This window comes from Streptomyces sp. NPDC051582, assembly GCF_040681715.1.
Classification (GTDB): Bacteria; Actinomycetota; Actinomycetes; order Streptomycetales; family Streptomycetaceae; genus Streptomyces.
Genome location: NZ_JBFAZJ010000005.1, coordinates 146782 through 164364, shown reverse-complemented (window position 1 = coordinate 164364; position 17583 = coordinate 146782). Strand labels below are relative to the sequence as shown.

Genomic DNA, 17583 nt, shown 5'->3' with positions numbered 1-17583 from the left:
CCCCCCGGATCTTGCAGCAAGCAACCATCCGGGGGGTCTGGGCGTCGTACGTGCGTACGTGTCGCGTACGACCGATCGGGGGACAGGGTGGAGTACGGACGGAAGGGACGCGGCCGGGGGGCCGCGTCGGTGCGGGTGTTCGTGGCCGGGCTGATGCTGTGCGCCGGCGGGCTGCTCGCGGCGCCCGCGGCGCACGCGGCGACCGGCGGCTGCGGGGGTGACCTGGTCAGGACGCTGCCGCTGCCGACGGGCGAGGTGCGCGTCTACAAGAGCCGTACGCAGGCCTGTGCGGTGACCGTCGCCGGTGACCCGGGCCGGCGCCGGGCGATGTCGGTGAGCATCCAGCCGCGCGGTGGGGTCCCGGTCGGCGATGCCGGGCAATTCACCCGATATGCCGGACCTGTCACCGTCGGTTCGATCAGCCGCTGCGTGTATGTAAAGGGGAGCATCGAGGCCGGATCAGCTGATTCCGGCTGGATCCTGTGCTGAACGAGCGGCCCAACTAGGTCTGGTCAGCGGCGCGTTGGCCCCGCTAGGTTCACGGGCGACCGAAGTGAACTCAGGGGAGGGTGAATGCGCAAGACGCTCGGCTGGCTGCTGTCGCTCGTGATGCTGATCGGCACCATGGGCGCGGCCGGCTTCACGGCCCAGGCGGCCACCGCCGCAGGGCCGTCCGCCGCGACGGACATCAAGGACGAGATCCTCGCCATTGCGGGGATGAGTCTGATCGAGGAGAAGGAGTACCCCGGGTACCGCTTCTTCGTACTGAACTACGAGCAGCCGGTCGACCACCGGAACCCGTCGAAGGGCACCTTCAAGCAGCGCCTCACCCTGCTGCACAAGGACGTCTCGCGGCCCACGGTCTTCTTCACCTCCGGCTACAACGTCAACACCAGCCCGCGCCGCAGCGAGCCGACGACCATCGTCGACGGCAACCAGGTGTCGCTGGAGTACCGGTTCTTCACGCCCTCCCGGCCCGATCCGGCCAACTGGTCGGACCTGGACATCTGGCAGGCCGCCAGCGACCAGCACCGCATCTACACCGCCCTGAAGAAGGTCTACAAGAAGAACTGGCTGGCCACGGGCGGCAGCAAGGGCGGCATGACGGCGACGTACTACGAGCGCTACTACCCGCGCGACATGGACGGTGTCGTCGCGTACGTCGCGCCGAACGACGTCGTCAACAAGGAGGACTCGGCGTACGACCGGTTCTTCGCCAAGGTCGGCACGAAGGAGTGCCGCGACAAGCTGAACGCGGTGCAGCGCGAGGCGCTCGTACGCCGTGAGCCGCTGGAGGCCAAGTACGCGGCCGCCGCCGCCGAGAACGGCTGGACCTTCACCACCGTCGGCAACCTCGACAAGGCCTACGAGGCCGTCGTGCTCGACTACGTGTGGGCCTTCTGGCAGTACAGCCTGCTGGCCGACTGCGCCTCGATCCCGGCCGCCGCGACCGCGAGCGACCAGGAGATCTGGGACTCGATCGACACGATCTCCGGCTTCTCGGCCTACGCCGACCAGGGCCTGGAGACGTACACGCCGTACTACTACCAGGCGGGTACGCAGCTCGGTTCGCCCGACATCAAGCAGCCGCACCTGAAGGGCCTGAGCCGCTACGGCTACCAGCCGCCGCGCAACTTCGTGCCCCGCGACATCCCGATGACCTTCCAGCCCGGGGTCATGGCGGACGTCGACAACTGGGTGAAGAACAACGCCCACCAGATGCTGTTCGTGTACGGCCAGAACGACCCGTGGGGTGCCGAACCGTTCCACCTCGGCTACTCCGTCCGCGACAGCTACGTGATGATCGCGCCGGGCGCCAACCACGGGGCCAGCGTCTCCAAGCTCCTGGACGGCGAGAAGGCACTGGCCACGCAGAAGATCCTGCAGTGGGCCGGGGTCGCCCCCGCCGCCGCGCTCGCCGACGCGGGCCGGGCCACGCCGCTGGCGAAGCCCGACGCGGTGCTCGACCAGAAGCAGATGGAGCGCGAGCCGCAGCTGCGGCCGTAGCTCCCCCGGCAGGATCCGAGGGGCCACGGGAGAGGTGGTACGGCCGGAACCGGGCGTACCCGGTCGTACTCAGTCGTACGACAGCCCGTGGCCCAGCGGGTAGCGGCCCGGCACCGGGACCGGGAGGCGGCCCGTGGGCCGTACCGCCCCGGTGACCACCCGGGCCGCGGCCCGCATCTCCACGTCCGTCCAGGTGTACGTCGCCAGCTCGGCCGCGCAGGCGGGCAGCCGCGCCGGGTCGTACGGGTTGCGGATCGCCACCACGACCACCGGCACCCCGGTGGCCAGCAGTTCCGTGACCAGCGTGCGCTGCGGATCGTCCCCCTCGGGAACGTTGTAGGTGCACACCAGCACGGCCGCGTTGCCGGGAGCCGCGGCCACCGCCCGGGCGGGCGGCGCGGCCGTCGCCCGGCAGCCCAGGGCCGCCAGCTCCCGGGCCAGTACCGCCGTAGGGGGCCCCGTCGTACCGCTGGGGGAGGCGGGGTCGGTCCCGGTGACCAGCACCCGGGGCGCGGCCGCGGGGTCGAGCGGCAGCAGCTTGACGGGATTGGCCAGCAGGGTCGTCGTGCCCGCCGCGATCTCGTCCGCTGCCGCCAGGTGCGCCGGGATCCCCACCAGGGAGTCCATCCGCCCGGCGGCCGTGTGCGCCGCGTCGAACAGGCCCCGGCGGGCCTTCAGTTCCAGGATCCGCAGCACCGACTCCTCGATCCGGGCCTGCGTCAGCTCGCCCGCCTCGACGGCAGCGAGCACGCTGCGGTGCGCCAGGCCCAGGTCCGGGGGGTTGAGCAACTGGTCGCAGCCCGCCTTCAGGGCCAGGACCGGGACCCGGTCGTCCCCGTACTTCTGGCGTACCCCGGCCATGTCGAGGGCGTCGGTGACCACCACCCCCCGGAAACCCAGACGTTCGCGCAGGATGCCGGTCACGATCGGCCGGGAGAGGGTGGCCGGGTCCCCCGAGGGGTCGAGCGCGGGGAAGACGATGTGCGCCGTCATCACGGCGTCCACGCCCGCCTCCACGGCCGCCCGGAACGGCGGCTCGTCCAGCTCCTCCCACCGGGCCCGGCTGTGCCGCATCACCGGCAGCCCGACGTGGCTGTCGGTCTCGGTGTCCCCGTGCCCGGGGAAGTGCTTGGCGGTGGCGGCCACTCCGGCCCCCTGGTAGCCGCGGACCTGGGCGGCGACCAGCGCCGCCACCGCCTGCGGGTCGGAGCCGAAGGACCGTACCCCGATCACCGGGTTGGCCGGGTTGACGTTCACGTCGGCCACCGGGGCGTAGTCCTGCCGGATGCCCATCGCGGCCAGTTCGGCCCCCGCGATGCGCGCGGCGCGCCGGGCCTCGGCGGTGGCCGCGGAGTCGGAGCCGGAGTCGGCGTCGGAGCCCGAGCCGGTATCGGTGCCGCCCGCACTGGTACCCGTACCGCCCGCCGCGGCCGTACCGCCCGCCGCGGCCGCGCCCGCGCCGTGCCGCGCCCCCAGGGCCATCGCCCCCGGCAGCAGCGTCGCCGGCTTGCCGATGCGCGCCACGGCGCCGTGCTCCTGATCGGTGGAGAGCAGCAGCGGGATGCCGGAACCGGCTCCGGCCGCCGCCCGCTGGAGGGCGGCCGACAGCTCTGCGATCTGCTGCGGGTCGCGGGTGTTGTGGGCCCAGGAGAAGTAGATGATCCCGCCGAGGTGGTAGCGGGAGACCACCTCCGCGGCCGTGCGCACCCCGAACAGCTTCCGGTTCTGCTCGGCGTCCTGCGGATCCGGATCGGTCGCCGAATGGCCGTACGCGCGCGACACGAAGAGCTGCCCGACCTTCTCCGCCAGGCTCATCCCGGCCACCAGGCGGAGCAGCGCCGCCCGGTCGGGCGCCCGGCCGGGCGGCCGGTCCCCGGGACGTCCGTCGTCGGAGGGCCCGCTGTCGGGGCGCGGCCCGCCGCCCTCGCCGCCCGGATCGCCGACCGCGGCGTACGAGGCCACCCCGGCGGCCGTGACGGCGGCCAGGGCTGCCGCGGTGAGCAGGGACCTGCGGGAGGCGTGGTACGACACGGGCCGGACCCTACTGCCGGGCCGCGTCGAGGCCGCCGCGGACACTCGGGAGGTCCCCCGGAAGGGGGGCCGCGTACGCCCAGTGCTCCTGCAGGGTCCGTACGGCCTCGGTGATCGCCGGCCGGCGGGCCGCCCCCGTCCGCCACACCGCGTACAACCTGCGTACGGGGCCCGGCTCCAGCGGTACGGCCACCGCGCCCGGCGGCAGCGCCCCGGTGCCGAGCCGGGGTACGACCGCCACCCCGAGCCCGGCCGCGACCAGCGCGACGATGGTGTGGTTCTCCTCGGCCACGTGCGCGATGTCGGGCTCGAAACCGGCGGCGCGCAGCGTCCGCATCAGCCAGTCGTGGCAGACCCGGCCGGGCGGCTGGCACACCCAGCGCTCGCCGCCGAGGTCCGCCCGGCGGATGACCGCCCGCCGCGTGAAGGGGTGGTCCTCGGGGACCACCAGGTCGCAGCGGTCGTCGCCGATGACCGCCTGCTCGACGCCCTCCGGGGCCGGCAGCGGGGCGATGTCCCAGTCGTGGGCCACCGCCAGATCGGTGACCCCCCGGGCCACCAGGTCCACCGACAGGTGGGGGTCGACCTCGGTCAGGCGTACGTCCAGAGCGGGATGCCGGCGCGCGAGATCGGCGAGCGCCCCCGGCATGAGACCGCGCGCCGCCGAGGCGAAGGCGGCCACCGTCAGCAGTCCGCTCGGCTGCCCGCGCCGCTCCTCCAGGGTGGTCTCGGCGCGCTCCACGATCGCCAGCAACTCCTGGGCGGTCTCGGCGAGATGCCGGGCCTCCTCGGTGAGCGCGACCCCGCGCCCGCGCCGCTCCAGCAGCGTGGTCCGGGTCTCCCGCTCCAGCTTGGCGATCTGCTGGGACACGGCGGAGGGGGTGTAGCCGAGGGCGGCCGCCGCGCCCGCGACCGAGCCGTGGACGGAAACGGCGTGCAGGGCGCGCAGCCTGGAGAGGTCGAGCATGCGGCCCATCGTAGGCACCGCCGGACCGCGAGGCACCCGTAAGCGATGCTTCATCCATCCCGGAAGACATCCGCGCTGGTGCTACATGGTCGCCGCGTCGATGCTCGGAGCATGCGTCCCGTTCACACCGCACTCGCCGTCCTCGTCGCCGCCGTCTGGGGCTTCAACTTCGTCGTCATCGAGATCGGCCTCGGTCACTTCCCGCCGCTGCTCCTGTCCGCCCTGCGCTTCCTCGTCGCCGCGCTGCCCGCCGTGTTCTTCGTCGGGAGGCCCAAGGCCGCCTGGAAGTGGATCATCGCGGTCGGAGTGGCCCTCGGCATCGCCAAGTTCGGCCTCCTGTTCACCGGCATGGCCGCCGGGATGCCGGCCGGGCTGTCCTCGCTCGTGCTCCAGGTGCAGTCCGTCTTCACCGCCGTCCTCGCCTCCCTCGTCCTGCGCGAGCGGCCCGGACGGGTCCGCATCGCCGGCATGGCCGTGGCCCTCGCCGGGATCGCCGTCGCCGCCGTGGACGGGGGCACGTCCGGGCCGGTCCTCGGCTTCACCCTGGTCGTCGCGGCCGCCGCCTGCTGGGGCGTGTCCAACGTGCTGACCCGCAAGGCGTCCCCGCCCGACGCCCTGAACTTCATGGTCTGGGTGTGCACCGTCCCGGTGCTGCCGCTGTTCGCGCTCTCGCTGCTGCTGGAGGGGCCCGAGCGGGACCTGGCCGCGCTGCGCGGCCTGGACTGGTCCGGGGTCGCGGTCATCGCCTACGTCGCCTGGGTGTCCACCGTGTTCGGATTCGGAGCCTGGAACCACCTGCTGAAGCGCTACCCGGCCTCGTCGGTCGCGCCGTTCTCGCTGCTGGTGCCGGTGTTCGGGATGTCCTCGGCCGCGCTGGTGCTGGGCGAGGAGGTCTCGGGGCTGCGCTGGGTGGCGGCGCTGCTGCTGGTCGGCGGGGTGGGCATGACCTCGCTGGCCCCCGCCCGCGCGGGCACCCGTACGGAGGCGGCGGAGGGCGGCGCCGCTGCGGACGTCGCTGCGGCGGCGGTCAGTGCGGGGAGCCCTCCTGCAGCGGCAGCCGCCAGTCCTGCCCCGTGAGCGTGACGCCGTACGAGCGGTGCGGACGCTCGGCGACCAGGGTGAACCCGGCCCGCTCGTACAGGGAGCGGGCCGAGGTCAGCACGTCGTTGGTCCAGAGCACCAGCTCGCGGTAGCCGACGGAACGGGCGAACGCGACGACGGCGTCGACCAAGAGGGATCCGATGCCGTGGCCCCGGCCCTCCGGTTCGACGAGCAGCAGCCGCAGCCGCGCGGTGCCGGGCGAGCCGTCCTCGCGGACGCACATCACCGAGCCGACCGGGCGCCCGTCCAGCTCGGCGATCCAGACCCGCTCCAGATACGGGTCGTGGTCCTGGGCGAAGTCCGCGACGATCCGGGCCACCAAGCCCTCGAAGTCGGTGTTCCATCCGTACTCGGCGGCGTAGAGCGCGCCGTGCCGCTGCACGATCCAGCCCAGCTCCCCGGGCTCGGGGTCCCGCAGCCTTGCCGATGCGGCGGAGTTGTCAGCAGGAGGCTCCATGGAGCCCCAGCGTAGCGGGCTACTTTTTGCCGCCGCCCAGGATCTGGCCGAGCAGGTCACCGAGGTCACCGAGGCCGCCGCCCTCGGCCGGGGCGGCGCCGGGAGCGCCTCCCGGGGTCGGGCCCGGGGCTCCGGCAGCCGCGCCCTTGCCGGCCGCCGCGCGCTTGGCGAAGACCGCCAGCACCACCGGGATCAGCATCTCGATGACGCGGGAGACGGTGGCCGCCGGGATGCCGGTCTTCTTGGACACCGCCGCGGCCACCGGCTTGCTGACCTTCGCGAGCACCCCGGCCATCAGGCCCCCGCCGAGCAGCCCGCCGCCGAGCGTGGCCACGCCCTGCAACGGGGGTTCGGACACCTCGGCGAAGGCCTGGCGCACCTCGTTCCCGTCGTCGTCATCGGCGCCGGCCTTCTGCCGGAGGTCGCCGGTCATGGCGCCGACCGTCGTCGCGACGGTCTCGCGGGCGCCCGCCGCGTCGGTGCCGAGGAGACCGGCGATCTCGGTCAGCCGGTCCGGGCCCAGCTCGCCGAGCACGTCGTCCTGGAATGAAGATTCGCTCATGCCTGAAACGCTACTTCTGCGGTGATTCGGCGGCACTTCGAAGGGGTGCCGGAGCCCACCGAGGTAATAGAAACGTAAAGTTCCGATTCCGCGTGCAACCCCGGAGCGGGGCAGCGGGTCGTATGGTGCGTCGGGACTTCCGGGGAGGGATCTGGGGGGATCGGGAAGTCCGACACGGGAGGGGTAACCGTGAGGGGGTCCGGCCGCGAGGCCGGATCCCCTTCTGGGTTCCCCCGGTTGTCCACAGGCCTGACGGGCTGTCGGCGCCGGGCGGTAGTTTCGTGCCATGGCAACCAACGGGGCGGTGCAACTGGCGGTGGTCGAGGGGGTGCTCGAACGCATCACCTACGCCAACGAGGAGAGCGGGTACACGGTCGCCCGCGTCGACACCGGCCGTGGCAGTGGGGATCTGCTCACGGTCGTCGGCTCCCTGCTCGGGGCCCAGCCGGGCGAATCTCTGCGGATGGAGGGCCGCTGGGGATCCCACCCCCAGTACGGCAAGCAGTTCACGGTGGAGAACTACCGCACCGTGCTCCCCGCGACCATCCAGGGCATACGCCGCTATCTCGGCTCCGGCCTGATCAAGGGCATCGGCCCGAAGATCGCCGATCGGATCGTGGAGCACTTCGGCACCGACACCCTCGACGTGATCGAGGAGGCGCCGAAGCGGCTGATCGAGGTGCCCGGGCTCGGCCCCAAGCGCACCAGGCTGATCGGCGCCGCCTGGGAGGAGCAGAAGGCGATCAAGGAGGTCATGGTCTTCCTCCAGGGCGTCGGCGTCTCCACCTCCATCGCCGTCCGCATCTACAAGAAATACGCCGACGCCTCCATCTCGGTGGTCAAGAACCAGCCGTACCGCCTCGCCGCCGACGTGTGGGGCATCGGCTTCCTGACCGCCGACCGGATCGCCCAGGCCGTCGGCATCCCGCACGACAGCCCCGAGCGGGTCAAGGCCGGGCTCCAGTACGCCCTGTCCCAGTCCACCGACCAGGGGCACTGCTTCCTGCCCGAGGAGCGGCTCATCGCCGACGGGGTCAAGCTGCTCCAGGTGGACACGGGACTGGTCATCGAATGCCTGGCCGAGCTGGCCGCCGATCCGGAGGGCGTCGTACGGGAATCCGTGCCCGATCCGCAGGGCGGGCCGGACCCGCTGACCGCCGTGTACCTGGTGCCCTTCCACCGGGCCGAGTTGTCGCTGGTCGGGCAGGTGCGGCGGCTCCTGAACGCCGAGGACGACCGGATGCCGGGCTTCCAGGACGTGGACTGGGACAAGGCCTTCGGCTGGCTGGCCGGCCGCACCGGAGCCAAGCTCGCCCCCGAGCAGCGGGACGCCGTCACCCTGGCGCTGACCCGCCGGGTGGCCGTCCTGACCGGCGGGCCGGGCTGCGGGAAGTCCTTCACCGTGCGCTCGATCGTGGAGCTGGCCCGGGCCAAGAAGGCCAAGGTCGTGCTCGCCGCGCCCACCGGACGGGCCGCGAAGAGGCTCGCGGAGCTCACCGGGGCCGAAGCCTCCACCGTGCACCGGCTGCTGGAGCTCAAGCCGGGCGGGGACGCGGCGTACGACCGGGAGCGCCCGCTGGACGCGGACCTGGTCGTCGTGGACGAGGCCTCGATGCTGGACCTGCTGCTGGCGAACAAGCTGGTCAAGGCGGTGGCGCCGGGTGCGCACCTGCTGCTGGTCGGGGACGTGGACCAGCTCCCCTCGGTCGGCGCCGGCGAGGTGCTGCGGGACCTGCTGGCCGAGGGCGGTCCCGTACCGGCGGTCCGGCTGACCCGGATCTTCCGGCAGGCCCAGCAGTCGGGCGTGGTCACCAACGCCCACCGCATCAACACCGGCTTGCCGCCGATCACCGACGGGCTGCCGGACTTCTTCCTGTTCGCGGAGGAGGACACCGAGGAGGCGGGGCGGCTCGCCGTGGATGTGGCCGCCCGCCGGATTCCGGCCAGGTTCGGCCTCGATCCGCGCCGCGACATCCAGGTGCTGGCGCCCATGCACCGCGGCCCGGCCGGCGCGGGGAACCTCAACGGGCTGCTCCAGCAGGCCATCACGCCGGCCCGGCCGGACCTGGCGGAGAAGCGGTTCGGCGGCAGGGTCTTCCGCGTTGGCGACAAGGTCACCCAGATCCGGAACAACTACGAGAAGGGCGCCAACGGCGTCTTCAACGGCACGGTCGGCGTGGTGACCGCCCTCGACGTGGACGAGCAGCGGCTGACGGTGCGGACGGAGGAGGACGAGGAGGTGGGGTACGAGTTCGCGGAGCTGGACGAGCTGGCGCACGCGTACGCCGTCACCATCCACCGTTCCCAGGGGAGTGAATATCCGGCCGTGGTGATCCCCGTCACCACCGGGGCCTGGATGATGCTCCAGCGCAACTTGCTCTACACGGCGGTGACCAGGGCGAAGAAATTGGTCGTGCTGGTCGGGTCCCGCAAAGCGCTCGGCCAGGCTGTGCGTACCGTTTCCGCAGGTAGGAGGTTCACGGCGGTCGCGCCCAGGCTGTCCGGCCGGATACCGGTGGGAAACATCACCTAGATGATCGATCATTTGGGGTTCACGCACCGGTGCGGAGGGGGCAGGATGAGCTGGTTGAAGGCACTCAGTGCCGTCAAAAAGACCAAAGGCCGACCCCGAGTGCACTCTCCTGCGCCAAATGGGGGAAGGTAGAGGCAGTCAGGGCACCTCGAAGAAGAGGCACTACGTCGGTGAGGGATGACGTGAGCGACAACTCTGTAGTACTCCGGTACGCGGACGGTGAATACACCTACCCGGTGGTCGAAAGCACCGTCGGTGACCAGGGCTTCGACATCTCGAAGCTGAGGGCCCAGACCGGGCTCGTCACCTTGGACAGCGGCTACGGCAACACCGCCGCCTACAAGTCCGCGATCACCTACCTCGACGGTGAGCAGGGCATCCTGCGCTACCGCGGTTACCCGATCGAGCAGCTGGCCGAGCGTTCGACCTTCATCGAGGTCGCGTACCTGCTGATCAACGGTGAGCTGCCGACCGTCGACCAGCTCGCGTCTTTCCGCAACGAGATCACCCAGCACACGCTGCTGCACGAGGACGTGAAGCGCTTCTACGACGGCTTCCCGCGTGACGCGCACCCGATGGCGATGCTGTCCTCCGTGGTCAGCGCGCTGTCGACGTTCTACCAGGACAGCCACAACCCGTTCGACGAGAAGCAGCGGAACCTCTCGACGATCCGCCTGCTGGCCAAGCTCCCGACGATCGCGGCTTACGCGTACAAGAAGTCGGTCGGCCACCCGGTCGTCTACCCGCGCAACGACCTCGGCTACGTCGAGAACTTCCTGCGCATGACGTTCTCCGTGCCGGCCCAGGAGTACGACCTGGACCCGGTCGTCGTCTCGGCGCTCGACAAGCTGCTCATCCTGCACGCGGACCACGAGCAGAACTGCTCGACCTCCACCGTGCGCCTGGTCGGCTCCTCGCAGGCGAACATGTTCGCCTCGATCTCCGCCGGCATCTCGGCCCTGTGGGGTCCGCTGCACGGCGGCGCCAACCAGTCCGTCCTTGAGATGCTGGAAGGCATCAAGAACGACGGCGGCGACGTCGACGCCTTCATCCGCAAGGTGAAGAACAAGGAAGACGGCGTCCGCCTGATGGGCTTCGGACACCGTGTCTACAAGAGCTTCGACCCCCGGGCGAAGATCATCAAGGCGGCGGCGCACGACGTCCTCTCGTCGCTCGGCAAGAGCGACGAGCTGCTCGACATCGCGCTCAAGCTGGAAGAGCACGCGCTGGCCGACGAGTACTTCGTCTCGCGCAACCTCTACCCGAACGTGGACTTCTACACCGGCCTGATCTACCGGGCCATGGGCTTCCCGACCGAGATGTTCACCGTGCTCTTCGCGCTCGGCCGCCTTCCCGGCTGGATCGCCCAGTGGCACGAGATGATCAAGGAGCCGGGTTCCCGCATCGGCCGCCCGCGCCAGATCTACACCGGTGAGGTCCTGCGCGACTTCGTCCCGGTCGAGGCCCGCTGACCCGAGGCACTTCAAGGCTTGCGAAAAGCGCCCCGCCGTCGATCCCCCCACGGGTCGACGGTCGGGGCGCTTTCCTTTCCCCGGAACGGATTCCCCCCACGGGACCCGAGCCGGGGCGTCGGCGAGGAGCGCGCGAGGCGCGCTCCGGTGGGGTGTCTGCCGGGACCCGTACGGGTCGGGAGGGCCGCTCAAAGCACCCCGTTGAGCACGCGTCCCGGCCGGCTGATGCCCGGACGTCCCCCAAGACCCCCGTGAACGTCCCCCAAGACGTTCTCGGCATCGCCCCATTAGACCCACTGCGGTGCCGGATGGTTACGTTGCAATCACTGTGATCTGCGTCTCCCGTGAAGAAACTGTGCGCAGTGTGAGGAGAAGATCCTTTAGCGGAAGGTTCGCAACCGGAGGCTGTTGCTCACCACGAAAACGGAGGAGAACGCCATCGCGGCCCCCGCAATCATCGGGTTGAGCAGGCCGGCGGCCGCGAGCGGCAGGGCCGCCACGTTGTAGCCGAAGGCCCAGAACAGGTTGCCCTTGATGGTCGCCAGGGTCCGGCGGGAGAGCCGGATCGCGTCCGCCGCCACCCGCAGGTCCCCCCGTACGAGCGTCAGGTCGCCCGCCTCGATCGCGGCGTCGGTGCCGGTGCCCATCGCCAGGCCCAGGTCCGCCTGGGCCAGCGCGGCCGCGTCGTTGACCCCGTCGCCCACCATGGCGACGGTGCGGCCCTGCGCCTGGAGCCGGCGTACGACGTCGACCTTGTCCTGCGGGAGAACCTCGGCGATCACCTCGTCGATGCCGACCGCGCGGGCCACCGTCTCGGCGACCGCCCTGTTGTCCCCGGTCAGCAGCACCGGGGTCAGGCCCAGTGCCCGCAGCCGCGACACCGCCTCGGCGCTGGTCTCCTTGACGGCGTCGGCAACGGTCAGCACGCCGCGGGCCTCGCCGTCCCAGGCCACCAGGACGGCCGTGCCGCCGGCGGCCTCCGCGGCCGCCCTGGCCTCCGCGAGGGCGGCGGGCAGGGGGATCGACCGGTCGGCCAGCAGCCGCTCGCGGCCGACCAGGACGGCGTGCCCGTCGACCACGCCCTGGACGCCGAGGCCGGCGAGGGACTCGAAGGACTCCGGGACCGGCAGGGTGCCCGCCCTCTCGACGGCTCCGGTGGCGATGGCCCGGGCGATCGGGTGCTCGGAAGCGTGCTCCAGCGCGCCCGCGAGGCGCAGCAGTTCCTTTTCGTCCACGCCCTCGGCGGTGTGCGCGGCGGACAGGGTCATCCGGCCGGTGGTGACCGTACCGGTCTTGTCGAGCACGACCGTGTCCACGCGGCGGGTGGACTCCAGCACCTCGGGGCCCTTGATCAGGATGCCGAGCTGGGCGCCCCGCCCGGTGCCGACCATCAGCGCGGTCGGCGTGGCCAGGCCCAGGGCGCAGGGGCAGGCGATGATCAGGACGGCCACGGCGGCGGTGAAGGCGGCGGTGGGGTTGTCGGTGATCAGCAGCCAGGTGACCCAGGTGCCGAGCGCCAGCACCAGGACGACCGGGACGAAGACCCCGGAGATCCGGTCGGCGAGGCGCTGCACCTCGGCCTTGCCGTTCTGCGCGTCCTCGACCATCCGGGCCATCCGGGCGAGCTGCGTGTCGGCGCCGATCCGGGTGGCCTCGACGACGAGGCGGCCCGAGGTGTTCACGGTGGCGCCGGTGACGGAGTCGCCCACGGCGACGTCGACCGGGACGGACTCGCCGGTCAGCATCGAGGCGTCCACGGCGGAGGAGCCGTCGACGACCGTGCCGTCGGTGGCGATCTTCTCGCCGGGCCGGACGACGAACCGGTCGCCGACCGCGAGCCGTGCCACCGGGATCCGCACCTCGGCCCCGCCGCGCAGGACGGCGACGTCCTTCGCTCCCAGTTCCAGCAGGGCCTTGAGGGCCGCGCCCGCCTTCCGCTTGGAGCGGGCCTCCAGGTAGCGGCCGAGCAGGATGAAGCTGACGACTCCGGCGGCGACTTCCAGGTAGATCGAGGAGGAGCCGTCCGTACGGGAGATGGTCAGGTCGAATCCGTGCCGCATCCCCGGCATCCCGGCGTGGCCGAAGAACAGGGCCCACAGCGACCAGACGAAGGCGGCGAGCGTGCCGACCGAGACCAGGGTGTCCATGGTGGCCGCGCCGTGCCGGGCGTTGGTCCAGGCGGCCCTGTGGAAGGGGAGGGCGCCCCAGACGGCCACGGGGGCGGCCAGGGTCAGCGAGAGCCACTGCCAGTTGTCGAACTGCAGGGCCGGGACCATCGAGAGCAGGACGACGGGCAGGGCGAGGGTGGCGGAGACCAGCAGCCGCTGGCGCAGGGCGGCCAGTTCGGGGTCGGGCGCGTCCCCGGCGCCGGGGTGCGCGGCCTCCGGCTCCGGCTCCGGCTCCGGTGGCGGGGGCTCCGCGGCGGTGTACCCGGTCTTGACGACGGTCGCGATCAGGTCGGCGACCCCGACGCCGTCCCCGTACGAGACGCGGGCCTTCTCGGTGGCGTAGTTCACCGTGGCGGTGACCCCGTCCATCCGGTTCAGCTTCTTCTCGATGCGGGCGGCGCAGGAGGCGCAGGTCATCCCGCCGATGGTCAGCTCGACCTCGGCGGCTCCGGCCGCCGCTATGGGTCCGTCGTGCACTGTGCTGCTGCTCATGTCCGGCTCCAGGGGGAGGGCCGGGTCGTACGGAACCAGTATGAGCTGGCCGGCACGACCCGGCGGGGTACTGCGGAGGAGGAGGGGGCGCTCAGCCGGCCTGGCCGGCGAACTCGTACCCGGCCTCGTCCACGGCGGCGCCCACGGCGTCCTCGGCGAGCGGGGCGGCGGAGACCACGGTGACCTCGCCGGTCGCGGCGACGGCCTTGACCGAGCTGACGCCGGGCAGGGCGGAGAGTTCGGTGGTCACCGCGCCCTCGCAGTGGCCGCAGGTCATGCCGGTCACCCGGTAGACGGCGGTGGTCTGGGTGTCCGTCTCGGCGCTCATGTCGTTCTCCTCTTCAAGGGCGTATCCGGTCGCCGGGGCGGCGGTGGCGCGGATGCTGTCACCCCACCGTCCTCCCGACACTCGGAGAGTATACCCCTAGGGGGTATCAATGCGAGCGTAGGGAGCGGTGTCCGGTGCGGGAGCCGGGGTCGGGTCGGTGGGGGTGGGTCAGTGGGGGTGGGTGGCGGCGAGCATCGGCTCCAGGTAGCGCAGCAGCACGATCTTCAGCTCGGCGGTGTACGCCGCGCGCTCGGCGCCCTCGCTCGCCAGGATCAGGTCGAGCGCCGCCTTGAAGATGCCCAGGATCATGCCCGAGACGCGGGCCAGCTCCTCGGGCGGGCCGTCCGGGCAGAAGGCGCGCAGGATGCCCTGGATCCGCTCCAGCAGGCCGTTGTGCAGCTCCTCGTGCTCCTGGGTGATGCCGGGGATGCCGGAGCCGTGCATGAGGGCCCAGAAGGCCGGGTTCTCGCAGTTGAAGGCGATGACCGGGTCCAGGACCGCGTCGAGCAGTTCGGGCAGGGGCTTGTCCAGGTTCTCGGGGAGGAAGGCCTGGCCGTGCATGTCGCGGGCGCGCCGGAGCAGCTCGTCGCCCAGGTGGACGGCGATGGCCTCCTTGTTGGGAAAGAACTGGTAGAGCGTGCCCGGTGAGACCTCCGCCTCGCGGGCGATGGCGTTGGTGCTGGCCGCGGCGTAGCCGGTACGGCAGAACACGCTGGCGGCGGCCTCCAGGAGCTGGGCGATCCGGCGCTCGCCGCGGGCCTGGCGGCGCGGGGCGGACGTCTTGTCGGGGCTGCCCTCGGCGGGGGTTCCGGTGGCGCGCTCGGCGCGGGTTCCGGTGGCGCCGCGCTCGGCGGCCTTCCCGGCCGTCTTCTTGGCCGCGGTGGTTTTGGTGGCCTCTGGGGCCTTGGCGGCGTCTTCGGCCTGGGGCCTCTCGGGCATGTCCCGTCCCTTGCTTCCCGTGGGTGATTGACAAACGCGAGAGGTCGCTCGCATTCTTGGAAAACGCGAGCGACTGCTCGTGTTTGCCAGCTTAAGTCGTCTGGCAATCACGGTGAAGGGGACACCGAGTCATGTCCGAAGTCAAAAAACCGCCGTCGTCAGGGGAGAGCGGCCGGTGGACCCGGATCGTCACGGCCCGGCCGCGGCTTTCGCTGCTGCTCGCCCTCGTGGTCACGGCCCTGGCCGTCCTCGCGGGCGGCGGCGTCGCCGAGCGGATGGGCAGCGGCGGCTGGGAGGACCCGGACGCCCGGTCCACCTACGCCGCCGCGGTGCTGGAGCGCGAGTTCCCCGGATCCCAGCCGAACCTGCTCCTGCTGGTGGACGCCCGGCCCGGCGTCGCCGGGGTGGACGATCCGGCCGTCGCCGCCGAAGCCGAGCGGCTGACGGAGCGACTCGCCTCCGAGCAGGGGGTGGCCGGGGTCGGCTCCTACTGGCGCACGCACCTGCCCGCGCTGCGCTCCGAGGACGGCCGGCAGGCACTGATCGCCGCCCGCGTGCTCGGCGACGAGAAGACCCGCGCCGCGGTGCTGGAGAAGATCGCCCCGCGCTACCGGGGTGAGCACGGGCCGGTCGGCGTCTCCCTCGGGGGGCCCGTCACCGTCCAGCGCGAGGTGACCACCACCATCCAGGAAGACCTGCTGCGCGCCGAGGTGATCGCCCTGCCGGTGACCCTCGTCCTGCTCGTCCTGGTCTTCGGCAGCGCCGTGGCGGCGCTGCTGCCGCTGGGTGTCGGCATCGTCGCCATCCTCGGCACCAATGCCGTGCTGCGCGGTCTGACCGAGTTCACCGAAGTCTCCGTCTTCGCCCAGAACCTCACCACCGCGCTCGGCCTCGGGCTCGCCATCGACTACGCCCTGTTCATCGTGCGGCGGTTCCGCGAGGAGCTCGCCGCCGGGCGGGATCCGGCGGCGGCCGTCGGCGCCACCTTGCGCACCGCCGGGCGCACGGTGCTGTTCTCGGCGCTGACCGTGGCCGTCTCGCTCTCGGCGATGCTGTTCTTCCCGATGTACTTCCTGCGCTCCTTCGCCTACGCCGGGGTCGCGGTGGTCCTGCTCGCCGCGGCCGCCGCCCTCGTCCTGCTGCCGGCGGCGCTGGTACTCCTCGGAGAGCGGGTCAACTCCCTGGACCTGCGCCGGCTGTGGCGGCGCAGACGGTCCGGGGCGGGGGCCGGGGAGCCGGGCGCGGCCGCCGCGGCCGGCGCCGGCGCCGGGGCGGGGCGGGGCTGGGCGCGGACGACCGCGCTGGTGATGCGCCGGGCGCCGGTGTTCGCCATCGCCACCACGGCCGGGCTGCTGCTCCTCGGACTGCCCTTCCTCGGGGTGAAGTTCGGCACCGTCGATGACCGCCAGCTGCCGGAGACCGCCCCCTCCCACCTGGTCCAGCAGCAGATCCGCGACGGTTTCCCCGGCAGCCCCGGCGCCGGGCTGACCGTCCTGGCCGAGGGTGCGGCCGGCCCCGCCGACCTCACCGCCTACCGGGACCGGCTGGCCGCCCTGCCCGGAGTGCGGGTGGAGGGGCCGGTGAGCTCCGGATCCAGGCCGGGGTACGCGTACTTCTCGGTGGTCACCGGCGGCGAGCCGGTGGGGCAGCAGGCCCAGGACCTCGTCGGCGTGGTCCGCAAGGTCGACGCGCCCTTCGACACCGCGGTGACCGGGCAGGCGGCGGTCCTCGTCGACGCCCGGAAGGCGATAGCGGAGAAACTCCCGGCCGCGCTGGCCCTGGTGGTCCTGGCCACGCTGTTGCTGGTCTTCCTGCTCACCGGAAGCGTGCTGATACCCGTCCAGGCGGTCCTGCTCAACGCGCTGAGTCTGACGGCGATGTTCGGGGCGGTGGTCTGGGTCTTCCAGGACGGCCACCTGTCCGGGCCGCTCTCCTTCACCTCCACCGGGGACATCGAGACCACCTTGCCCGTGCTGATGTTCTGCATCGCCTTCGGACTCTCGATGGACTACGGGGTCTTCCTCATATCCCGCATCAAGGAGGAGTACGAGCGGACCGGGGACCACGAGGGGGCGGTGCGCACCGGACTGGTCCGCACCGGCGGGCTGATCACCGCGGCGGCCGTGATCCTGGCGGTGGTGATGGTGGCCATCGGCAGCTCCCGGGTGACCAACACCAAGATGCTGGGACTCGGGATCGCGCTGGCCGTGCTGATGGACGCGCTGGTCGTACGGAGCCTGCTGGTGCCGGCGGTCATGAAGCTGACGGGGAGGGCCACCTGGTGGGCGCCGGGCCCGCTGAGGCGACTGCACGAGCGGTTCGGACTGAGCGAGGGGAAGTCCGCGCCGGCGGCGGCGCCGCAGGCGGCAGGGAAGGCGTCGGGGGCGGCACCGGAGCCGGACCGCATACCGGCGGGCAGCCGCTAGGGGGTGTCCGCGAAGCGGCGGCGTCCGCCCGGGCGGGCGGGGCCGCCGCGGACGGTCCCTCCCGAGCCGGGCTCCCCAGCGGTGGCCCCGGCGGCCGTGT

12 protein-coding genes and 1 pseudogene are annotated in these 17583 nt (G+C 72.2%); 6 read left to right on the top strand and 7 right to left on the bottom strand.

From position 1 onward, the window contains the following. Positions 1 to 87: 87 nt before the first annotated feature. The gene (locus AB0M92_RS09720) at positions 88 to 489 is read left to right on the top strand and encodes a hypothetical protein (protein ID WP_366101550.1); all 402 of its coding nucleotides are present in this window, start codon (positions 88 to 90) and stop codon (positions 487 to 489) included. 84 nt (positions 490 to 573) lie between these two features. Next, positions 574 to 2007: a S28 family serine protease gene (locus AB0M92_RS09715; RefSeq protein ID WP_366101549.1), complete on the top strand. Its 1434-nt coding sequence runs from the start codon at positions 574 to 576 to the stop codon at positions 2005 to 2007. Positions 2008 to 2076: 69 nt separating this feature from the next. On the opposite strand, the gene AB0M92_RS09710 is transcribed toward AB0M92_RS09715, so the two are convergent. Then, a complete protein-coding gene (locus AB0M92_RS09710) occupies positions 2077 to 4038 on the bottom strand; it encodes a glycoside hydrolase family 3 N-terminal domain-containing protein (RefSeq protein ID WP_366101548.1) in 1962 nt (653 codons plus the stop codon). Between the two features lie 10 nt (positions 4039 to 4048). Continuing rightward, positions 4049 to 5005 (bottom strand): LysR substrate-binding domain-containing protein, encoded by a 957-nt coding sequence (locus AB0M92_RS09705; protein WP_366101547.1) that lies wholly within the window; start codon positions 5003 to 5005, stop codon positions 4049 to 4051. Between the two features lie 111 nt (positions 5006 to 5116). Between AB0M92_RS09705 and AB0M92_RS09700 the strand changes: the two genes are divergently transcribed. Next, entirely contained in the window at positions 5117 to 6082 is a 966-nt protein-coding gene (locus AB0M92_RS09700) for an EamA family transporter (protein WP_366101545.1), read from the top strand. Here the strand turns inward: AB0M92_RS09700 and AB0M92_RS09695 are convergent. After that, positions 6033 to 6524, bottom strand: a pseudogene (locus AB0M92_RS09695) (GNAT family N-acetyltransferase); the annotation flags it as partial. The gene AB0M92_RS09700 and the pseudogene AB0M92_RS09695 sit on opposite strands and share 50 nt — an antisense overlap. A gap of 58 nt (positions 6525 to 6582) precedes the next feature. Further along, positions 6583 to 7125 (bottom strand): DUF937 domain-containing protein, encoded by a 543-nt coding sequence (locus tag AB0M92_RS09690; protein ID WP_366101544.1) that lies wholly within the window; start codon positions 7123 to 7125, stop codon positions 6583 to 6585. Between the two features lie 286 nt (positions 7126 to 7411). Between AB0M92_RS09690 and AB0M92_RS09685 the strand changes: the two genes are divergently transcribed. After that, positions 7412 to 9658, top strand: coding sequence for an ATP-dependent RecD-like DNA helicase (locus tag AB0M92_RS09685; RefSeq protein ID WP_366101543.1), 2247 nt, complete (start codon positions 7412 to 7414; stop codon positions 9656 to 9658). 182 nt (positions 9659 to 9840) lie between these two features. Further along, a complete protein-coding gene (locus tag AB0M92_RS09680; RefSeq protein WP_366101541.1) occupies positions 9841 to 11130 on the top strand; it encodes a citrate synthase in 1290 nt (429 codons plus the stop codon). A gap of 380 nt (positions 11131 to 11510) precedes the next feature. Here the strand turns inward: AB0M92_RS09680 and AB0M92_RS09675 are convergent, their stop codons facing one another. From AB0M92_RS09675 to AB0M92_RS09665, 3 genes are all read right to left on the bottom strand, one after another. Next, positions 11511 to 13790: a heavy metal translocating P-type ATPase gene (locus AB0M92_RS09675; RefSeq protein ID WP_366101540.1), complete on the bottom strand. Its 2280-nt coding sequence runs from the start codon at positions 13788 to 13790 to the stop codon at positions 11511 to 11513. A gap of 91 nt (positions 13791 to 13881) precedes the next feature. Next, the gene (locus AB0M92_RS09670) at positions 13882 to 14118 is read right to left on the bottom strand and encodes a heavy-metal-associated domain-containing protein (protein ID WP_366101656.1); all 237 of its coding nucleotides are present in this window, start codon (positions 14116 to 14118) and stop codon (positions 13882 to 13884) included. Between the two features lie 168 nt (positions 14119 to 14286). After that, positions 14287 to 15057, bottom strand: coding sequence for a TetR/AcrR family transcriptional regulator (locus tag AB0M92_RS09665; RefSeq protein ID WP_366101539.1), 771 nt, complete (start codon positions 15055 to 15057; stop codon positions 14287 to 14289). A 131-nt stretch (positions 15058 to 15188) separates the two neighbouring features. On the opposite strand from AB0M92_RS09665, the gene AB0M92_RS09660 reads away from it, so the two are divergent. Beyond that, positions 15189 to 17483: an MMPL family transporter gene (locus tag AB0M92_RS09660; RefSeq protein ID WP_366101538.1), complete on the top strand. Its 2295-nt coding sequence runs from the start codon at positions 15189 to 15191 to the stop codon at positions 17481 to 17483. The last annotated feature ends 100 nt before the right edge of the window (positions 17484 to 17583 follow it).